The following is a 16,304-nucleotide window of genomic DNA, read 5'->3' on the forward strand; positions in this document are numbered from 1 at the left end:
AAACGTGTCCGATATCGAAGAAAAGCCACGTCCTGGTTTGCGCTTCCTGTGGCTGACGATCATCACCTTGGTGCTTGCCGGCATCATCGCCGCCGGTGTCATCTGGTCGAACGCCACGACGTCTCCGAAACTCGCCCTCGACCTCGAGGGCGGAACGTCGATCATTCTGGAACCGCAGGTGTCCAAGGGCACGGACATCAGCAAGGAGCAGCTCGACCAGGCCGTGGCGATCATCCGCCAGCGCGTGGACTCGACCGGGGTCTCCGAAGCCGAGATCACGACGCAGGGCGACCGCAACATCATCGTCAACCTGCCGGGCAACCCCGATGAAGAGACACGCAACCTCGTGCGGTCGTCGGCTCAGCTCGTGTTCCGCCGGGTGGCGCTGGTCGGTGACCCGCGCTCCCAGGAGCAGATCCAGAAGGAGCAGGAGCAGAGCGGCGACAAGGGCGAGAAGTCCGACGGCGATGATGGGCTGAGCGACGAAGAGCGCAAGCGCATCGAGGACCTCACCGGCAAGGACGGCCAGGGCGACGCTCAGGGCGAGGACCAAGCTCCGGAAGGCGGCGGCGAAGTCGCCAAGGCAGGAAGCGTCTCGTCGACGGACACCGAGGCGGCCGCGAAGTCGAAGGCCGCCGAACCCTCCGGTTCGGCCGGCACTTCGGCGAAGGACGGCGAGTCGAATCAGTCGAAGAAGGTCACCGATTCGACTCCGCGTCCGCTGTTCGATCCTGAGAAGGATGCGAGCGAATGGCAGTCCGAAGACATCATCAAGGAATACACGGAGCTCGACTGCTCGGATCCGAAGAACCGCACCGGCGGCGAACAGGAGCCGGCGGACAAACCCGTGGTCTCCTGCTCCGAAGACGGTCAGGCCAAGTACATCCTCGGTCCGGTGGAACTCTCCGGTGACCACCTCGCGGATGCGAACTTCGGCTACGCAGCGGGAGCCAACGGCGTGCAGACGAACAAGCCCGCCGTGAACCTCTCCTTCGACGCGACCGGGCGCGAGATCTTCAAGCAGATCACCTCGGACATCACCGGAAAACAGCAGCCGTACAACCAGTTCGCCATCGAACTCGATGGTCTTGTGCTCTCCGCGCCGACCTCGAACGCCGTGATCACTGACGGCAAGGCCGAGATCTCCGGCAACTTCACCCTCGATGAGGCGCAGACGCTGGCCAACCAGCTGAAGAACGGCTCGCTGCCGCTGAGCTTCCAGGTCCAGAGCGAAGACCAGATCTCTCCGACTCTGGGATCGAACTACCTGAAGATCGGTCTGCTCACCGGTCTCGTCGGACTCATCCTCGTCGTCATCTACTCGCTCCTGCAGTACCGTGTGCTCGGCCTGGTCACGGTGTCGAGCCTCGTCGTCGCCGGCGTGCTCACCTACCTGCTCCTGCTGCTGGCCTCCTGGAGATACGGCTATCGCCTCTCATTGGCGGGTGTCGCCGGCATCATCATCGGCATCGGCATGGCGGCGGACTCGTTCATCGTCTACTTCGAACGAGTGCGAGACGAACTGCGCAGCGGGCGCAATCTGCTCTCGGCAGTCGAAGTCGGCTGGGATCGTGCCAAACGCACGATCTACGCCTCGAAGGCTGTGAACATGCTCGCCGCGGTCATCCTCTACATCCTCGCGGTCGGTTCGGTGCGCGGCTTCGCGTTCACCCTGGGACTGACGGTGATCATCGACGTGCTCATCGTCTTCCTGTTCACCCACCCGATGCTCCAGGTGCTCTCACGCACGAAGTTCTTCGGTGAAGGACACCCGATGTCCGGTATGGATCCGCGTCTGCTCGGAGTCAAACCCGCCGCCTACCGCGGTGCGCTCAACCTCTCTGTCGACGACAAGGACAAATCCCCGGAGGCCAAGCGCCGTGAGAAGGCCCGGATGCGCAAGGCCGGTCTCGACAGTGGAAGCGAGGCGGTGGAAGCCGACTCGGCTGCCGGCGATGCGGCGGTCGAGTCCGAAACGACGAAGACAGCCGCGAAGGCCGAGCGGACGACTGAGAAGAAGCCCGCCGGCAAGAAGCGCAAGACCGGAGCGGTCGCTGCCGGCGGAACCATCGCCGAACGGAAGGCGGCCGCCCGTCGGGCAGCCGAAGAGGAGGCCGCCGAAGACTCGGCGGCCGACGAAGGCAAGGAGGCTGACAAGTGAAACGGTTCTTTGCCTGGGGCAACCGGCTCCACAGCGGCGAATCATCCATCCCGTTCGTCGGCAAGGCGAAGCTGTGGTTGGGCATCGCCGGGGTCCTCGTGCTCCTCTCTCTGCTCGTGCCGCTCATCTTCGGCTTCAACTTCGGCATCGCCTTCAAAGGCGGATCGCAGTTCCAGGTCGACCACGTCACGAACACTTCAGCGAGCAAGGGCGAAAGCCTCGTCAGCGACGTCGTTCCCGGATCCGAACCGCGGCTGACACCGACATCCGACACCGCGGTGCAGATCGAGACGAACCAGCTCACGGATGCGCAGATGCAGGAAATCCGCGACGCCCTCGTGGCCGGCTACGACATCAAGCCCGAGGAGGTCACCTCGACCTTCGTCGGCCCCGAATGGGGCAAGGACGTGACCTCGAAGATGATCCGGGCGCTCGTGATCTTCGTGGGCATCGCGCTCATCGTCATGGCCCTGTACTTCCGGACCTGGAAGATGTCGATCGCGGCCATCGTCGGTCTCTTCGCCGTGATGATCGTGACGATGGGCATCTACTCGGCCACCGGCTTCGAAGTCACGCCCGAAGCGATCATCGGCTTCCTCACCGTCTTGAGCTTCTCGCTGTATGACACGGTCGTGGTCTTCGACAAGATCCGCGAGAACACCGCCAGGTTCGGGGACAAACGCAACCTGAAGTTCTCCGAACTCGTCAACCTCGGTGTCAATCAGACGACGGTGCGTTCGATCAACACCTCGATGGTCTCGGTGCTGCCGATCGCATCGATCCTGTTCCTCGGCGTGTTCCTCCTCGGTGCCGGAACGCTGGTCGATATCTCGCTGTCCCTGTTCATCGGTACTATAGTGGCAGCCGCTTCGACGCTGTTCGTCGCGAGCCCGCTCTACGCCCTGCTCCGGTCGAACGAACCGGCGGTCAAAGCGCAGGAGCAGGCCGTGCGTGAACTACGCTTGAAGAACGGGGAAGCAGACGTCCCACCGGTGATTCACGCCGAAGTCTGACCCCGAGAGAGGAGATGTTGTGGCTTCGTCCGCTGAATCGCGCCGTCCGCGAGGCATCTCCCGCTTAGCCTGGTGGGCGGCCAGGGCACAGAACAACCCTGGCTACCCCCGAGTGCTCGGCCCGATGATCAGGGCCCTGCAGTCGAACCATCCGAAAGCGGACATCGACCTCGTCGTACGCGCCTACAAGGTCGCCGAGGAGGCTCACCGCGGGCAGACCCGGAAGTCCGGTGACGCCTACATCACCCACCCGATCGCCGTGGGCACGATCCTCGCCGAGATCGGCATGCTGCCGGTCACGCTCGCCGCCGCGCTGCTGCACGACACCGTTGAAGACACCTCGTACTCGCTTGAGGAGCTCACCGAGGAATTCGGGTCCGAGGTCGCGGCCATGGTCGACGGGGTGACGAAGCTCGACAAGCTCACCTACGGCCAAGCGGCTCAGTCCGAAACCGTGCGCAAGATGATCGTGGCGATGGCCAAGGACATCCGCGTGCTCGTGATCAAGCTCGCCGACCGTCTGCACAACGCGCGCACCTGGCGTTTCGTCCCGGCTTCGTCGAGTACGAAGAAGGCCCGAGAAACACTGGACATCTATGCTCCGCTGGCGCACCGGCTGGGCATGAACACGATCAAATGGGAACTCGAGGACCTCTCCTTCCAGGTCCTTCACCCGAAGGTCTACGACGAAGTCGTCCGCCTCGTGGCCGATCGTGCCCCCGAACGCGAGAAGTACCTGGCCACGGTCTCTGACGAGCTGCAGGGCGAGCTCAAAGAGGCCGGGATCGAATCGGCGATCACCGGACGGCCGAAGCACTACTATTCGATCTACCAGAAGATGGTCGTCCGCGGACATGAGTTCGCCGACATCTACGATCTCGTCGGAGTCCGTGTGCTCGTCGAGTCCGTGCGCGAATGCTATGCGACTCTCGGCATCGTCCACGCCCGCTGGAACCCTGTTCCCGGGCGGTTCAAGGACTACATCGCGATGCCGAAGTACAACATGTACCAGAGCCTGCACACAACGGTGATCGGCCCGGGCGGCAAGCCCGTCGAAATCCAGATCCGCACCTACGAGATGGACCGTCGGGCGGAATTCGGCGTCGCCGCGCACTGGAAGTACAAGGATCTGAACAAGTCGTCGAAGGCCGCGACGTCGAACACCGCCCGGTCGGTCAAGGTCTCCGACGCCGGAGCGGTCGATGACGCGGCCTGGCTGCGTCAGCTGCTCGACTGGCAGCGGGAAGTCAGCGACCCCGACGAGTTCCTCGACAGCCTCCGCTACGAGGTGAACTCGAAGGAGGTCTACGTCTTCACGCCCAAGGGCGATGTGATGAGCCTGCCGGCCGGTGCCACCCCGATCGACTTCGCCTATGCCGTGCACACCGAGGTCGGACACAAGACCATGGGAGCCCGCGTCAACGGCCGCCTCGTCGCACTCGACACCGAGCTGAAGAACGGCGACTCCGTCGAGGTCTTCACTTCGAAGGACGAGAACGCCGGGCCCAGCCGCGATTGGCTCGGCTTCGTCAAGAGCCCGCGGGCCCGCAGCAAGATCCGCCAATGGTTCTCAAAGGAACGCCGCGAAGAGGCGATCGAGAACGGGCGCGAACAGCTGGCCCGCGCGATGCGCCGCCATTCGATCTCCGCCGCCTCACTGATGAGCCAGGAAGCCCTGCAGGTCGTGGCCACGGAGATGCGTCTGCCCGATGTCAGCGCCCTCTATGCCGCGATCGGAAACGGGGTGTCCTCGGCCCAGCACGTCGTCGACCTGCTGGCGAAGGAAGTCGGCGACGATGACGAAGAGGTGGTGCTGCCGCCGGAGCCGCGCAACCGCACCGGCCAGTCGTCGGGTCATCACTCATCGTCCGAAGGAGTGACGGTCAAGGGCGTCGACGATGTGCTCGTCAAGCTCGCCCGCTGCTGCACTCCGGTGCCCGGGGATGAGATCCTCGGCTTCGTCACCCGCGGTTCGGGTGTCTCTGTCCATCGTGTCGACTGTCCGAACGTCGCTTCTCTGAAACGGGAGCCCGAACGGATGGTCGAGGTCGCCTGGGGTGAGAAGACCAGCGGCATCTACCTCGTGCAGATCCAAGTCGAAGCGCTTGACCGCTCGGGTCTGCTCTCCGACATCACGAAGGTGCTCACCGAAACGCATGTGAACATCCTCTCGGCCTCCGTGGGCACCTCCCGGGCACGGGTGGCGCAGTCGAAGTTCGTGTTCGAGATGAGCGACGCGAGCCACTTGGACACCGTGCTCTCCGCCGTGCGGAAGGTCGAGGGCGTCTTCGACGTCTACCGCATCTCCGGCGGCTGAGTCCGCCGGTCGAGCGCCTGCCGCATCTGGGCGACGAACGGTCGGCGAGTGACAGCGGAGAGATACTCGCGGAATCTGCGGGCCAGACCGTCCGGGACCTCATCGAGGATGCCGCGCAGACTGTGTGCCGCCTCGTTACCGGGGTGCCGGAAGTGCGGGAAGAGCAGATCGTAGAGGGTCCGCTCCTCCGTTGTGATCGGCAGACCGTCGATGCGCAGCCATTCGTCATCGGCGATCGCGATCTCGTGGACGTCGACACCGTCATCGGCGACCCAGCGTCGCCGCGGCACGGTGATGAAGCTGAGCAATGACGGAGCCCTCCCGAGCCCCCGGTGGACCCACCAGGCGCTGTCATGGGAGAGGGCAAGCCCGGGAGGGATCGCCGAGTGCAGCGCCGCCATCCTGTCGGCGGGGGAGAGGATCGCCCCCTTGCGCACCCACGTCGATTCGGTGAGCCGGATGAGCAGACCGTCGAGCGTGAGCTCCGTGAGCTGCTCGTACCCGTAGTCACGCAGATGAAACAACGCCTCCATACTCCGACTATCGTCGGGTACGGAGGCGCTGACAAGACCCGCCGCCGGGCCTGTGGACAGTCACCGACTCGACCACCTGTGCCTGTGGACAGTCACTCAGCGGCCGGCCCGGGCCAGGCCGGAGCAGTTGAGGGTCGCGGTCTCAGTCGAGTTCGGCCGCCGTCTGCGCGAGCTTGTCCCGCCACGCGCGCCGGGCCTCGAGGGCTTCGAGAGCCTCGGCGACGGCCTTGTCGTCGCCGCCGGACTTCGCGTCCTCGAGCTTCTTCTCGAGTTCGACGATCGACTCATCCAGCTGGCTCAGAGCCCCCGAAGTGCGCGCCTTCGTCTCCGGGTTGCTGCGCTGCCACGCGGCCTCTTCGGCTTCGGCGAGGGCACGTTCGACCTCACGCAGGCCGTTCTCCATCCGTGAGATATCCGCGCGGGGAACCTTCCCGGCCTCTTCCCATTCGTCCTGGATGCTCCGCAGCTGCTTCTTCGCCGCCACCGGGTCCGTGATCGGCAGCAGCGCCTGTGCCTTCTTCAGCAGCTCCTCCTTGACGACGAGGTTGCCCTTGAACTCCTCGTCGAGCGCGGCGTTCTCGGCATCTCGAGCGGAGAAGAACACATCCTGTGCTGCACGGAAACGTGCCCACAGGGCATCGTCGTCCTTGCGCGAAGCCCGTGGAGCCGCCTTCCACTGGCTCATGAGTTCTTTGTACCTCTGGGAGACTGTGCGGAAATCGGTCGACGCGGACAGCGACTCCGCCTCGGTGACGATCTTCTCCTTGATCCGCTTGCCCTCGGCATTGAGTTTGTCGAGTTCGGCGAAGAACTCCTTGCGCTTGTGTTCGAAGGTGTTCCGGGCCTGCGAGAATCGTCCCCACAGTTCCTGGTCGACGGCACGCGGCAGACGCGGACCGCTGCGCTGCATGTCCTTCCACTGCGCGAACAGCTCCCGCAGCCGCGCCCCCGACTGCTTCCACTGGATCTTCGCGGGGTCCTGTTTGGCGAGGGCCTCGGCCTCGGCGACGAGCTCCTCACGGTCCTCCGCGGCCTGCAGCTTCGCCGCCTGGGCGCGTGCCGCCTGCTTCGACTCCGTGGCTTCGGCATCGGAGACGAGTGTGTCGAGAGTCGCGCTGAGACCCTTGAGATCACCGACGACATTGGCTTCGGGCAGCGTCTCCTGCAGGGACTTCGCCGCGGATACGATCTCCCGGCCGGGGGCCCCGGCCGAAAGGCGGTTGCGCAGCAGCACGGCGCTTTCGGCGAGTTCGACGTACTTCTTCGCGAAGTACTCGAGTGCCTCTTCGGGTGTGGCGTCCGGGTACTGGCCGACGGGACGCTCGCCGTCAGAGGTGGTGACGAACACATTGCCCTCGGCATCGGCACGACCATGTGTCACCGCGCGAGCCACCTCGGCGTCGTGGTCGATGTGGTTGGCACCGACCACCTGCGCGGCCTGCGGGCGAGGCAGGGACGACGGACGGGGGGTCGGCTTCGGTGTCGGGGTCGACATGGTTCTCACCTTGTTTCCATCGGTCGAACCGGCGGGGCTTTCCACCCGCCGATCACTCGATTACGGGATAGACGTTATCCCAGCATAACCATCAGCGTGCCGGTAGATAGACTTTGCACATGGATGTGTTCTCAACCCGTGCCGAATTCCTCGATGTCAACTGCTACGCCGTGCGTGCCGCCGGCGGCAGCGACTGCATTCTCATCGACTCCGGCTACGACTGCGCCCCCGGACTCGACCGCCTCCTGGTCAAGGAGGGACTCGAACCGCGAGCGATCTTCCTCACCCACGGGCACCCGGACCATATCCTCGGCCTGAGGAATGTGCTCGCCCGGTGGGATGTTCCCGTCCACCTCGGCGACGCCGACCGATACCGTTTGGACGATCCTGCATCGACACTCAACCCGCAGTTCGCGGCGATGCTCGCTCCTCTCGTCCAAGACTGGCACGCACCGGAGGTCATCGACGTCGCCGACGCCGAGAGCTTCGAATTCGCTGGTCTGACGGTCACGGCCCTGGCCGCACCCGGACACACGGAAGGATCGATGCTGCTGCGCGTCACCGACGGAGACGAGGAGATCATCTTCACCGGAGACGTCGTCTTCGCCGGAGCCATCGGCCGAGTCGATCTGCCCGGGGGAGACGCGCAGGCGATGCGGGAATCGCTCAAGGCCTTCGCGACACTGCCCGACGTGCCGATCTATCCTGGACACGGCCCGTCCTCGACAGTCGGACGCGAATTGGCCTCGAACCCGTTCTTCTGACACCGCGGGGACCGAACCCGCACCGGCAGAGGCGTCCTCCGCACCTGTTCATATCGACCGCAGAACCGCTGAGCAGCGACACTCAGCACCGATACACCGACACTCAGCACCGAACCGAAAGCAAGGAGCACCATGGCGAAGTCAGCCCGTCTGTCCGGATTCCCGGAACGACTTCCGGCCGAACGCGTGATCGAGAAGACCATCATCGACACCCTCGAACACACCTTCGCCCTGCACGGGTTCTCCGCGCTGAGCCACCGGGCGGTCGAACCGATCAGCCAACTGGCCAAGGACGGAGAGATCGACAAGGAGATCTTCGCCGTCTCCCGCCTGCACTCCGAAGGCACCGAACGCAACCCGCTCGGTCTCCACTTCGATCTCACGGTGCCCCTGGCCCGGTACATCGCGGACAACGCGAACGAACTGAGCTTCCCGTTCAAAGCCGCGCGCATCCAGCCCGTCTGGCGCGGCGAACGCCCCCAGGCCGGCCGCTACAGGGAATTCATCCAAGCCGATATCGACGTCATCGCCGACGGCGAACTGCCCGGCCACTTCGAGATCGAGATCCCGTTGGCCGTCGCCGATGCCTTCTCCCGACTCGCACCACTGGGCGTGCCCGGCGTCAGGATCGTCGTCAACGACCGGCGGCTGCTCGAAGGCTTCGCCCGCGGCATCGGACTGACGAACATCCAAGCCGTTCTGCGCTGCCTGGACAAGTACGACAAGATCGGGCCCGAGGAAGTGGCGAAGCTGCTCGCCGTCGAAGCCGGAGCGGATGAGGAACAGCAGCAGCTGTGCCTGCGGCTCGCTGCGATCGAATCCGACTCCCCGGACTTCGCCGCAGAGGTCCGCGCACTCGGCGTCGAACACCCGCTGCTCGATGCCGGCCTCGAGTCTCTGACGACGCTGCTGACAGCAGCGGCGGAACGGGCTCCCGGAGTCGTCATCGCCCAACTCAAGATCGCCCGCGGCCTCGACTACTACACCGGTGCCGTGTACGAGACGCAGCTCATCGGGCACGAAGAGCTCGGCTCCGTGTCCTCCGGCGGCCGCTACGATTCGCTCGTGAGCGTGGGGAAGAAGACCTACCCGGGGGTGGGCATGTCCATCGGCGTCTCTCGTCTCATGGCGTTCATCCTCGGCGAAGAATCGGACGTCCGCGCCACCCGCGGCACCCCCTCGGCGGTCGTCGTCGCGGTCACCGATGATGCCAAGCGGGGTGAAGCCGATGCCGTGGCCAGCGCGCTGCGAGCCCGCGACATCCCGTGCGAGGTCTCACCGAACGCGGCGAAGTTCGGCAAGCAGATCCGCTACGCCGAACGTCGTGGCATCCCCTTCGTCTGGTTCACCGATGGAGAGTCCGGCCACGAGGTCAAGGACATCCGCACCGGCGAACAGGTCTCGGCCGATCCCGCTGCCTGGGCTCCCAGCGCCGACGACCTGTGGCCGCGGGTGTACAGGGCCTGACCCGCAAACGACTATCATTGTTCACGCGCCAGACCACATCATCACAAAGGAGCCTTAGGTGCTGCGAAGCCACGAAGCCGGAAGCCTGCGAGCCGCGAACGCAGGAGAAACCGTCACCCTCACCGGGTGGGTCGACCGTCGTCGCGATCACGGAGGTGTCGCCTTCATCGATCTGCGTGACGCTTCGGGAATCGTGCAGGTCGTCGTCCGCGAGGATGACGCCCACCAGCTGCGCAACGAAACCGTCGTCAAGGCCACCGGCACCGTCTCGATCCGCCCCGAGGGCAACACGAACCCGAATCTGCCCACCGGCGAGATCGAGGTCATCGACACCACCGTCGAAGTGCTCTCCGAGGCTGCGGCGCTGCCGTTCCAGGTCTCCGATCATGCCGAGGACTCCGGTGCCGTCGGCGAAGAGACGCGTCTGCGCTATCGCTACCTCGATCTGCGCCGCTCCGGTCCGGCGAAGACGATCCGCCTGCGCTCCGATGTCAACAAGGCTGCCCGGTCGGTGCTCGACGCGCACAGCTTCGTCGAGGTCGAGACCCCGACGCTGACGAAGTCGACCCCGGAAGGCGCCCGCGACTTCCTCGTTCCGGCTCGCCTCAAACCCGGCTCCTGGTACGCCCTGCCACAGTCGCCGCAGCTGTTCAAACAGCTGCTCCAGGTCGCCGGCATGGAACGCTACTACCAGATCGCCCGCTGCTACCGCGACGAGGACTTCCGCGCCGACCGGCAGCCCGAGTTCACCCAGCTCGACATCGAAGCCTCCTTCGTCGAGCAGGAGGACATCATCGCGTTGGCCGAAGAGATCCTCACCGCGCTGTGGAAGCTCATCGGCTACGACATCACCACGCCGATCCCGCACATCACCTACCACGAAGCGATGGAGAAGTACGGTTCGGACAAACCGGATCTGCGTTTCGGTCTCGAACTGCACAACCTCACGGAGTTCTTCGCCGACACCCCGTTCCGCGTCTTCCAGTCCGACTATGTCGGCTCCGTGGTCTACCCCGGAGGCGGATCACTGCCGCGCCGTCAGCTCGACGGCTGGCAGGACTGGGCCAAGCAGCGCGGTGCCAAGGGTCTGGCCTATGTCCTCGTGGCCGAAGACGGAACCCTGACCGGTCCCGTGGCGAAGAACATCTCCGAGGAGGAGAAAGCCGGTCTCGTCTCCGCCGCGGGCGCCGAACCGGGCGACGCGATCTTCTTCGCCGCCGGCGAGCCGAACTCCTCCCGCGCCCTGCTCGGCGCCGCGCGCAATGAGATCGCTTCACGCACCGGGCTGATCAAGGACGGCGACTGGGCCTTCGTGTGGGTTGTCGACGCCCCGCTGTTCGAATCGGCCGCCGATGCTCAGGCAGCCGGAGACGTCGCTGTCGGCGGGGGGCAGTGGACGGCAGTCCACCACGCATTCACCGCCCCGAAGCCCGAGTTCCTCGACAGCCTCGAATCGGATCCGGGTGCCGCTCTGGCCTATGCCTACGACATCGTGTGCAACGGCAACGAGATCGGCGGCGGCTCCATCCGCATCCACCGCAAGGATGTGCAGGAGCGCGTATTCACGATCATGGGCATCTCCGAGGAGGAGGCGCAGGAGAAGTTCGGGTTCCTCCTCGAAGCGTTCAAGTTCGGTGCGCCCCCGCACGGCGGCATCGCCTTCGGCTGGGACCGCATCGTGTCCCTGTTGGCCGGAGTCGATTCGATCCGTGAGGTCATCGCCTTCCCGAAGTCCGGCGGTGGATTCGATCCGCTCACTCAGGCTCCGGCTCCGATCACCGACGAGCAGCGTGCCGAGGCCGGCGTCGACTACGAACCGGAAGACGACGACACCGAGGGCTGATGAGCCAAGAACCGAATCTGTTCTCCGACGGCCCGGACCAGGACGCCCCTGGTCCGGGCTTCGCCGGTTCCTCCGGTGCCTCCCAGGCTCGTGCCCTCGACCCTCTGGCCGTGCGGATGCGTCCGCGGACTCTCGAAGAAGTCGTCGGTCAGGAGCACCTGACGTTCCCCGGATCCCCGCTCAACCAGCTCGTCGAAGCCAGCGGGGGAGACCGGGCGGGGGCCTCCTCGGTGATCCTGTGGGGGCCACCAGGAGTCGGGAAGACGACCCTGGCCCATGTCATCTCCCACGCACCCGGACGGACGTTCGTCGAGCTGTCGGCGATCACGGCCGGAGTCAAGGACGTGCGCCAGGTGATCGAGAACGCCCGCCGCGAACGGGAGATGTACCAGCGCACCACGGTGCTCTTCCTCGACGAGATCCACCGCTTCTCCAAGGCACAGCAGGACGCACTGCTGCCGGCGGTGGAGAACCGACTGGTCGTCCTCGTCGCCGCCACCACGGAGAACCCCTCGTTCTCCGTCATCTCGCCGCTGCTGTCCCGGTCCCTGCTGCTGACTCTGCGTCCGCTCGACGATGAGGCGGTGGGCAGGCTGCTCGACCGTGCAGTCGAATCGGACCGGGGACTGGCCGGACAGTTCGAACTCGCCGAGGAGGCGCGGACGTTCATCGTCCGCATCGCCGGAGCCGATGCGCGCAGGTCACTGACCGTGCTCGAAGCTGCGGCCGGAATCGCCGCCGCTCAAGGTGAGCGTGGGCCAGCCGCGGATTCCGCCATGGACGCGGCAGAGGCGCCGATCCTCATCACCGAGTCCGCCTGCGCCGAAGCCAGCAGCGAGACCGTGCTGCGCTACGACAGGAACGGCGACCAGCACTACGACGTGGTCTCGGCATTCATCAAATCGATCCGCGGCTCCGATGTCGACGCTGCCCTGCACTACCTCGCGCGGATGATCGTCGCCGGCGAGGACCCGCGTTTCATCGCCCGCCGCGTCGTCATCTCCGCGGCCGAGGACATCGGCATGGCCGACCCGCAGGCGCTGCCCATCGCGGTGGCCGCCTCGACGGCAGTGCAGAACATCGGCATGCCCGAAGGCAGGATCCCGCTGGCCGAGGCGGTCACCTACCTGGCCATGGCCCCGAAATCGAACGCCAGCTACCGGGCACTGGATGCCGCCATCGCCGATGTCAAGAACGGTCTGGCCGGCCAGGTGCCCACGCACCTGCGCGATGCCCACTACCCAGGAGCCAAGGAACTCGGCCACGGCGAGGGCTACAAGTACTCCCACGACTATCCCCACGGAGTCGCAGACCAGGAGTACCTGCCCGAGCCCCTGCGTGGCAAGCGCTACTACTCTCCGACGGGCAACGGAATGGAACGCAGCATGGCTGAGAGGCTCGAGAACCTCAGAGCGATTCTCGGACGCGGATGATTTCACTCTCGGGTGGGATGCCCGAGAAGCCCTGCGAGGAGAAGATTGGACCATGAATCGCTTTATGACTCTTCTCCAGAGGATTCTCTTCGTCATTCCGGCCGCCATAGCAGGCTTGCCAGTGCTATTCGTGGTCTTTACATACTTCTTCGTGGACGATCCCGTGTTGACCGTAATCGGCGTCGTCGGGCTGATTGCCAGTGTGGCCCTGTGCTTCCTGCCGGTGATTCACAGAGGCGAGAAATCGCTGGCATCTGAGCTGCTAGGCACCGATGTTGATGAAGACGGTGCCTACCGAAACAGCGCGATCTTTGCGGGCCTTCACCTCCTTGCTGGGACGTCCACGGTGATAGCGGTGTGCCTAATTCCTGTGGCTATCGGAGAGCTCTCATGGCGACTCAAAGACGCATTCTCTGGGAAATGGGCGACTTCAACGGCTGTCGAACTGCTCATGGGGACAGTTCTCGACTCTCCATTTCGAGTGCTTCTGTTCGTCGTCTTCGCCGGTGCCATATCCTATTCCGTCGTTTTCTTCATCGGATGTGCTTTTCTGGCTTCACGGGTCCTCGGCAGGAGTCTCGAGGACAAACTCGCAGAGAGCGAAGCCGATCGCAAGAGACTGGCGATTCAGAATGAGTTAGCCCGCGACATCCATGACTCAGTTGGTCACGCATTGACGATTGCGAGTCTGCAGGCCGAGCGCGGCCGCGCCAGAATCGATGTCGACGCAGGAGACGCAAAGGATGCATTGTCAACCGTTCTGTCTGTGTGTCAGCGAGCTCAGGCAGACCTTGACGATGTCCTGAGGGTCCTCCGCACTGGAGCGCCTCGCAGCAGCACTCAGGTGAAGGATCTGCGCAGCATCGGTGATCTGATCGATGAGGTCCGCAATGCCGGTCTCGTCGTCGATGCGGCGATACCGCTCAATCTCGACGTCGCCGAGGACCGTCTGCCTGTTCTCTACCGAATCGTCCAGGAGGCACTGACCAACGCTATGCGGTACGCGCGTCCGCATGAACTTCGCCTAAGAATAGAGAACAGCGCCGATGGGCTTCGAATCGTCGCTGAGAACCCGGTAGATGGAGGAACCGATAGTGGTGTCGGCAAGGGATTGCAAGGTATCGAGGCTCGCGCGCTTCTGCTCGGCGGATCATCTTCGGCTCACGTCGTTGCGGGGTGGTTTGTGCTGGACGTAAGACTTCCTCACCTTGAGGAAGTCCCTGCATGATCGATCTGCTGATCGTCGACGACGAGCCTCTCATTCGGTCAGGTCTCTCTGGGGCCCTGAGCCAATTTCCGCACCTTCGAATCGTCGGCGAAGCTGAAGACGGCGAGACAGCGGTCACCGCAGCGCGACAACTTCGCCCTGACGTTGTTCTCATGGACGTCCGAATGCCCGGAAGAGATGGACTGAGCGCAACGAAGGAACTGACCGATGACAGGTCGTTTTCAGGCACGATCCTTGTGCTCACCACATTCGACTCGGATGACTACGTCTACCAGGCGATGGCTCTCGGCGCCCGGGGTTTCCTCCTCAAACGGTGGCCGATCGCCAGAATCGCGGATGCGATCTCCATAGCGTCCGCAGGAGAGAGCGTCGTGTTTCCTGATTCGCTTGCCAGGATCGTTGCTGACCACGGCTCACCGCCGAAGCGAAGTTCGGGTGAAATCGAGGCGGAGCTCACACCGCGTGAACAGGTTGTTCTTAAACAAGTGGCTGCCGGTCTTAACAATGCGGAGATCGCGGAACGTCTTCACGTCACTGTGGACACCGTGAAGTCTCAAGTCAGCAGTGTCCTGCTCAAACTCAACGTACGGGACCGCACGCAGGCTGTCATTCGTGCTTTCGAATCCGGTTTCGCGGCCGCGGAATCAGGATCTGACCGATCGGCGGAAGCACGACTCTCTTCGCGGCGATGAGGTTTCCGATGACACGACCGGGATCGGTCATCTCACCGCAGGCGTTCAGCTCATCGAATTCTGCAATCGACATCTCCACGCTGTGGGCAACCTCCTGCGAAACATCGGTCACCCCTGCACCGATTCTCACCCGCTGGCAGAAAGAGGGGCATCCTGACAGGTCCCGCATCTAAGATCCTGGCCGAAGCTGTACCTGTGCTCGAGGTGGAGAGGACGGAATCCGATCTCTTCCCCGTCTCGCGGCGATCGGACCCTCGCACCGTTCGGCCGCACCACTCGGGAGGATCGAAGATCCGGCGACCAAGCAAGTGTCTGTACTGCCGGGTCAGGCGCAGTCGACCCCGCGTTCGTGTTGCTGAGCAGTCCGACCCCGCAGGAGTGGGATCCGTTGAACTCGTACCGAATCCGTTCGCAGGTGTGCAGGGTCAAGTCCGTCGTTCTAGCTGAACCGAACGAATCGGTCGTAGACATGCCGCTTGGAGTCAAGAGTTGACCTTCCACGGTGGATCTTCCTTGGTCGAAACCTAGCCCTACCACTTTGGGCCTCTGGCACGATAGTTTGGAAACTGACTGCGAGTTGCTGGGCAATCGGCGTGGTCCGAGACTGAGGAGGCGCGACGTGGCAGATATCGTCATCACGATCGCCGCCGCGCTTGCGCTGGGACTCATCGCCCATGAGCTGCGCATTCCGCCGCTCGTCGGATTCCTCGCGGCCGGATTCCTCCTGCACGTCTTCGGCTTCACCGCCTTCGCGGGACTGCAGCAGGTATCGGACATCGGAGTCGTCCTGCTGCTGTTCACGATCGGACTGAAATTCGATCTGCGCTCCCTGCTCCAACCCGAAGCCCACGGCACCGCTGCGTTGCACATGATCACGGTGGTCCTCCTCGGTGCCGGGACGATCGGAGCTGCCGCAGCCATCGGCATCGTCAGCGTCGGCGGGGGACTGGGCACCTTGGCGCTGCTCGGCTTCGCCCTCTCGTTCTCCTCCACGGTGCTCGTGGTCAAAGTGGCTCTTCGTAATCGAGAGTGTGGGTCAGGGATTTTCAGACACGGCGAGTCGCTGCTCAGATAGGCGTCGAGGTCTTCCGATGATGGAAGTTCCTACACCGTCCATCCGAAAGACCTCGACATGGCCAAGCCTACTTTCTCGACGCCTGACCTCACGACCTTCTGCCGACTCAATGACCTCGATCTGACCTGCACCGGCCAACACATCACCGGGCACAAGGCCATTCTGGAATGCCGTCCAAACACTGCTGATGACTGGTGCCGACGATGTGGTGGTCACGGGATCGTTCGCGATACCGTCGTCCGCCAGCTGGCCCACGAACCTTTCGGCCACCGACCAACCACGC

At 64.1% G+C, this 16,304-nt stretch carries 12 protein-coding genes and 1 pseudogene; 11 read left to right on the forward strand and 2 right to left on the reverse strand.

What is annotated here, in order from left to right; genetic code table 11:
* Window positions 1–4: 4 nt before the first annotated feature.
* The 3 genes from secD to EB836_RS16775 are packed head-to-tail and all read left to right on the forward strand — an operon-like array spanning window position 5 to window position 5,491.
* Window positions 5–2,161: a protein translocase subunit SecD gene (gene secD / locus EB836_RS16765; RefSeq protein ID WP_240690108.1), complete on the forward strand. Its 2,157-nt coding sequence runs from the start codon at window positions 5–7 to the stop codon at window positions 2,159–2,161.
* Window positions 2,158–3,174 carry a protein translocase subunit SecF gene (secF, locus tag EB836_RS16770; RefSeq protein ID WP_135542440.1) on the forward strand — a complete coding sequence of 339 codons (1,017 nt, stop codon included), beginning with the start codon at window positions 2,158–2,160 and terminating at the stop codon, window positions 3,172–3,174. Before secD ends, secF begins: the two co-directional genes overlap by 4 nt.
* 19 nt (window positions 3,175–3,193) lie before the next feature.
* Window positions 3,194–5,491, forward strand: a complete 2,298-nt coding sequence (locus EB836_RS16775; RefSeq protein WP_135542442.1) for a bifunctional (p)ppGpp synthetase/guanosine-3',5'-bis(diphosphate) 3'-pyrophosphohydrolase — start codon at window positions 3,194–3,196, stop codon at window positions 5,489–5,491.
* Here the strand turns inward: EB836_RS16775 and EB836_RS16780 are convergent.
* Window positions 5,470–6,024 (reverse strand): hypothetical protein, encoded by a 555-nt coding sequence (locus EB836_RS16780; protein WP_135542444.1) that lies wholly within the window; start codon window positions 6,022–6,024, stop codon window positions 5,470–5,472. The genes EB836_RS16775 and EB836_RS16780 overlap by 22 nt on opposite strands.
* Before the next feature lie 142 nt (window positions 6,025–6,166).
* The gene (locus tag EB836_RS16785; protein ID WP_135542446.1) at window positions 6,167–7,519 is read right to left on the reverse strand and encodes a DUF349 domain-containing protein; all 1,353 of its coding nucleotides are present in this window, start codon (window positions 7,517–7,519) and stop codon (window positions 6,167–6,169) included.
* Between the two features lie 119 nt (window positions 7,520–7,638).
* Between EB836_RS16785 and EB836_RS16790 the strand changes: the two genes are divergently transcribed.
* The 8 genes and pseudogenes from EB836_RS16790 to EB836_RS16825 form a co-directional block, all read left to right on the forward strand.
* Window positions 7,639–8,283 carry an MBL fold metallo-hydrolase gene (locus EB836_RS16790; RefSeq protein ID WP_135542448.1) on the forward strand — a complete coding sequence of 215 codons (645 nt, stop codon included), beginning with the start codon at window positions 7,639–7,641 and terminating at the stop codon, window positions 8,281–8,283.
* Window positions 8,284–8,415: 132 nt separating this feature from the next.
* Window positions 8,416–9,750, forward strand: coding sequence for a histidine--tRNA ligase (gene hisS, locus EB836_RS16795; RefSeq protein ID WP_135542449.1), 1,335 nt, complete (start codon window positions 8,416–8,418; stop codon window positions 9,748–9,750).
* A 58-nt stretch (window positions 9,751–9,808) separates the two neighbouring features.
* On the forward strand, window positions 9,809–11,593 hold the full coding sequence (gene aspS / locus EB836_RS16800) for an aspartate--tRNA ligase (protein ID WP_135542451.1): 1,785 nt from the start codon (window positions 9,809–9,811) through the stop codon (window positions 11,591–11,593).
* Window positions 11,593–13,026, forward strand: a complete 1,434-nt coding sequence (locus EB836_RS16805; RefSeq protein WP_135542453.1) for a replication-associated recombination protein A — start codon at window positions 11,593–11,595, stop codon at window positions 13,024–13,026. The genes aspS and EB836_RS16805 overlap by 1 nt, the downstream gene beginning before the upstream one ends.
* A 64-nt stretch (window positions 13,027–13,090) precedes the next feature.
* Window positions 13,091–14,254 carry a histidine kinase gene (locus tag EB836_RS16810; RefSeq protein WP_167854501.1) on the forward strand — a complete coding sequence of 388 codons (1,164 nt, stop codon included), beginning with the start codon at window positions 13,091–13,093 and terminating at the stop codon, window positions 14,252–14,254.
* The gene (locus EB836_RS16815) at window positions 14,251–14,946 is read left to right on the forward strand and encodes a response regulator transcription factor (RefSeq protein ID WP_135542456.1); all 696 of its coding nucleotides are present in this window, start codon (window positions 14,251–14,253) and stop codon (window positions 14,944–14,946) included. The genes EB836_RS16810 and EB836_RS16815 overlap by 4 nt, the downstream gene beginning before the upstream one ends.
* 619 nt (window positions 14,947–15,565) lie before the next feature.
* Complete coding sequence (locus tag EB836_RS16820; RefSeq protein WP_240690110.1) at window positions 15,566–16,021, forward strand: cation:proton antiporter; 456 nt, start codon at window positions 15,566–15,568, stop codon at window positions 16,019–16,021.
* Window positions 16,022–16,078: 57 nt separating this feature from the next.
* A pseudogene (locus tag EB836_RS16825) lies at window positions 16,079–16,304 on the forward strand (ISL3 family transposase); the annotation flags it as partial.

This window comes from Brevibacterium sp. S111 (genome assembly GCF_004745075.1).
In the GTDB taxonomy this organism is placed as follows: Bacteria; Actinomycetota; Actinomycetes; order Actinomycetales; family Brevibacteriaceae; genus Brevibacterium.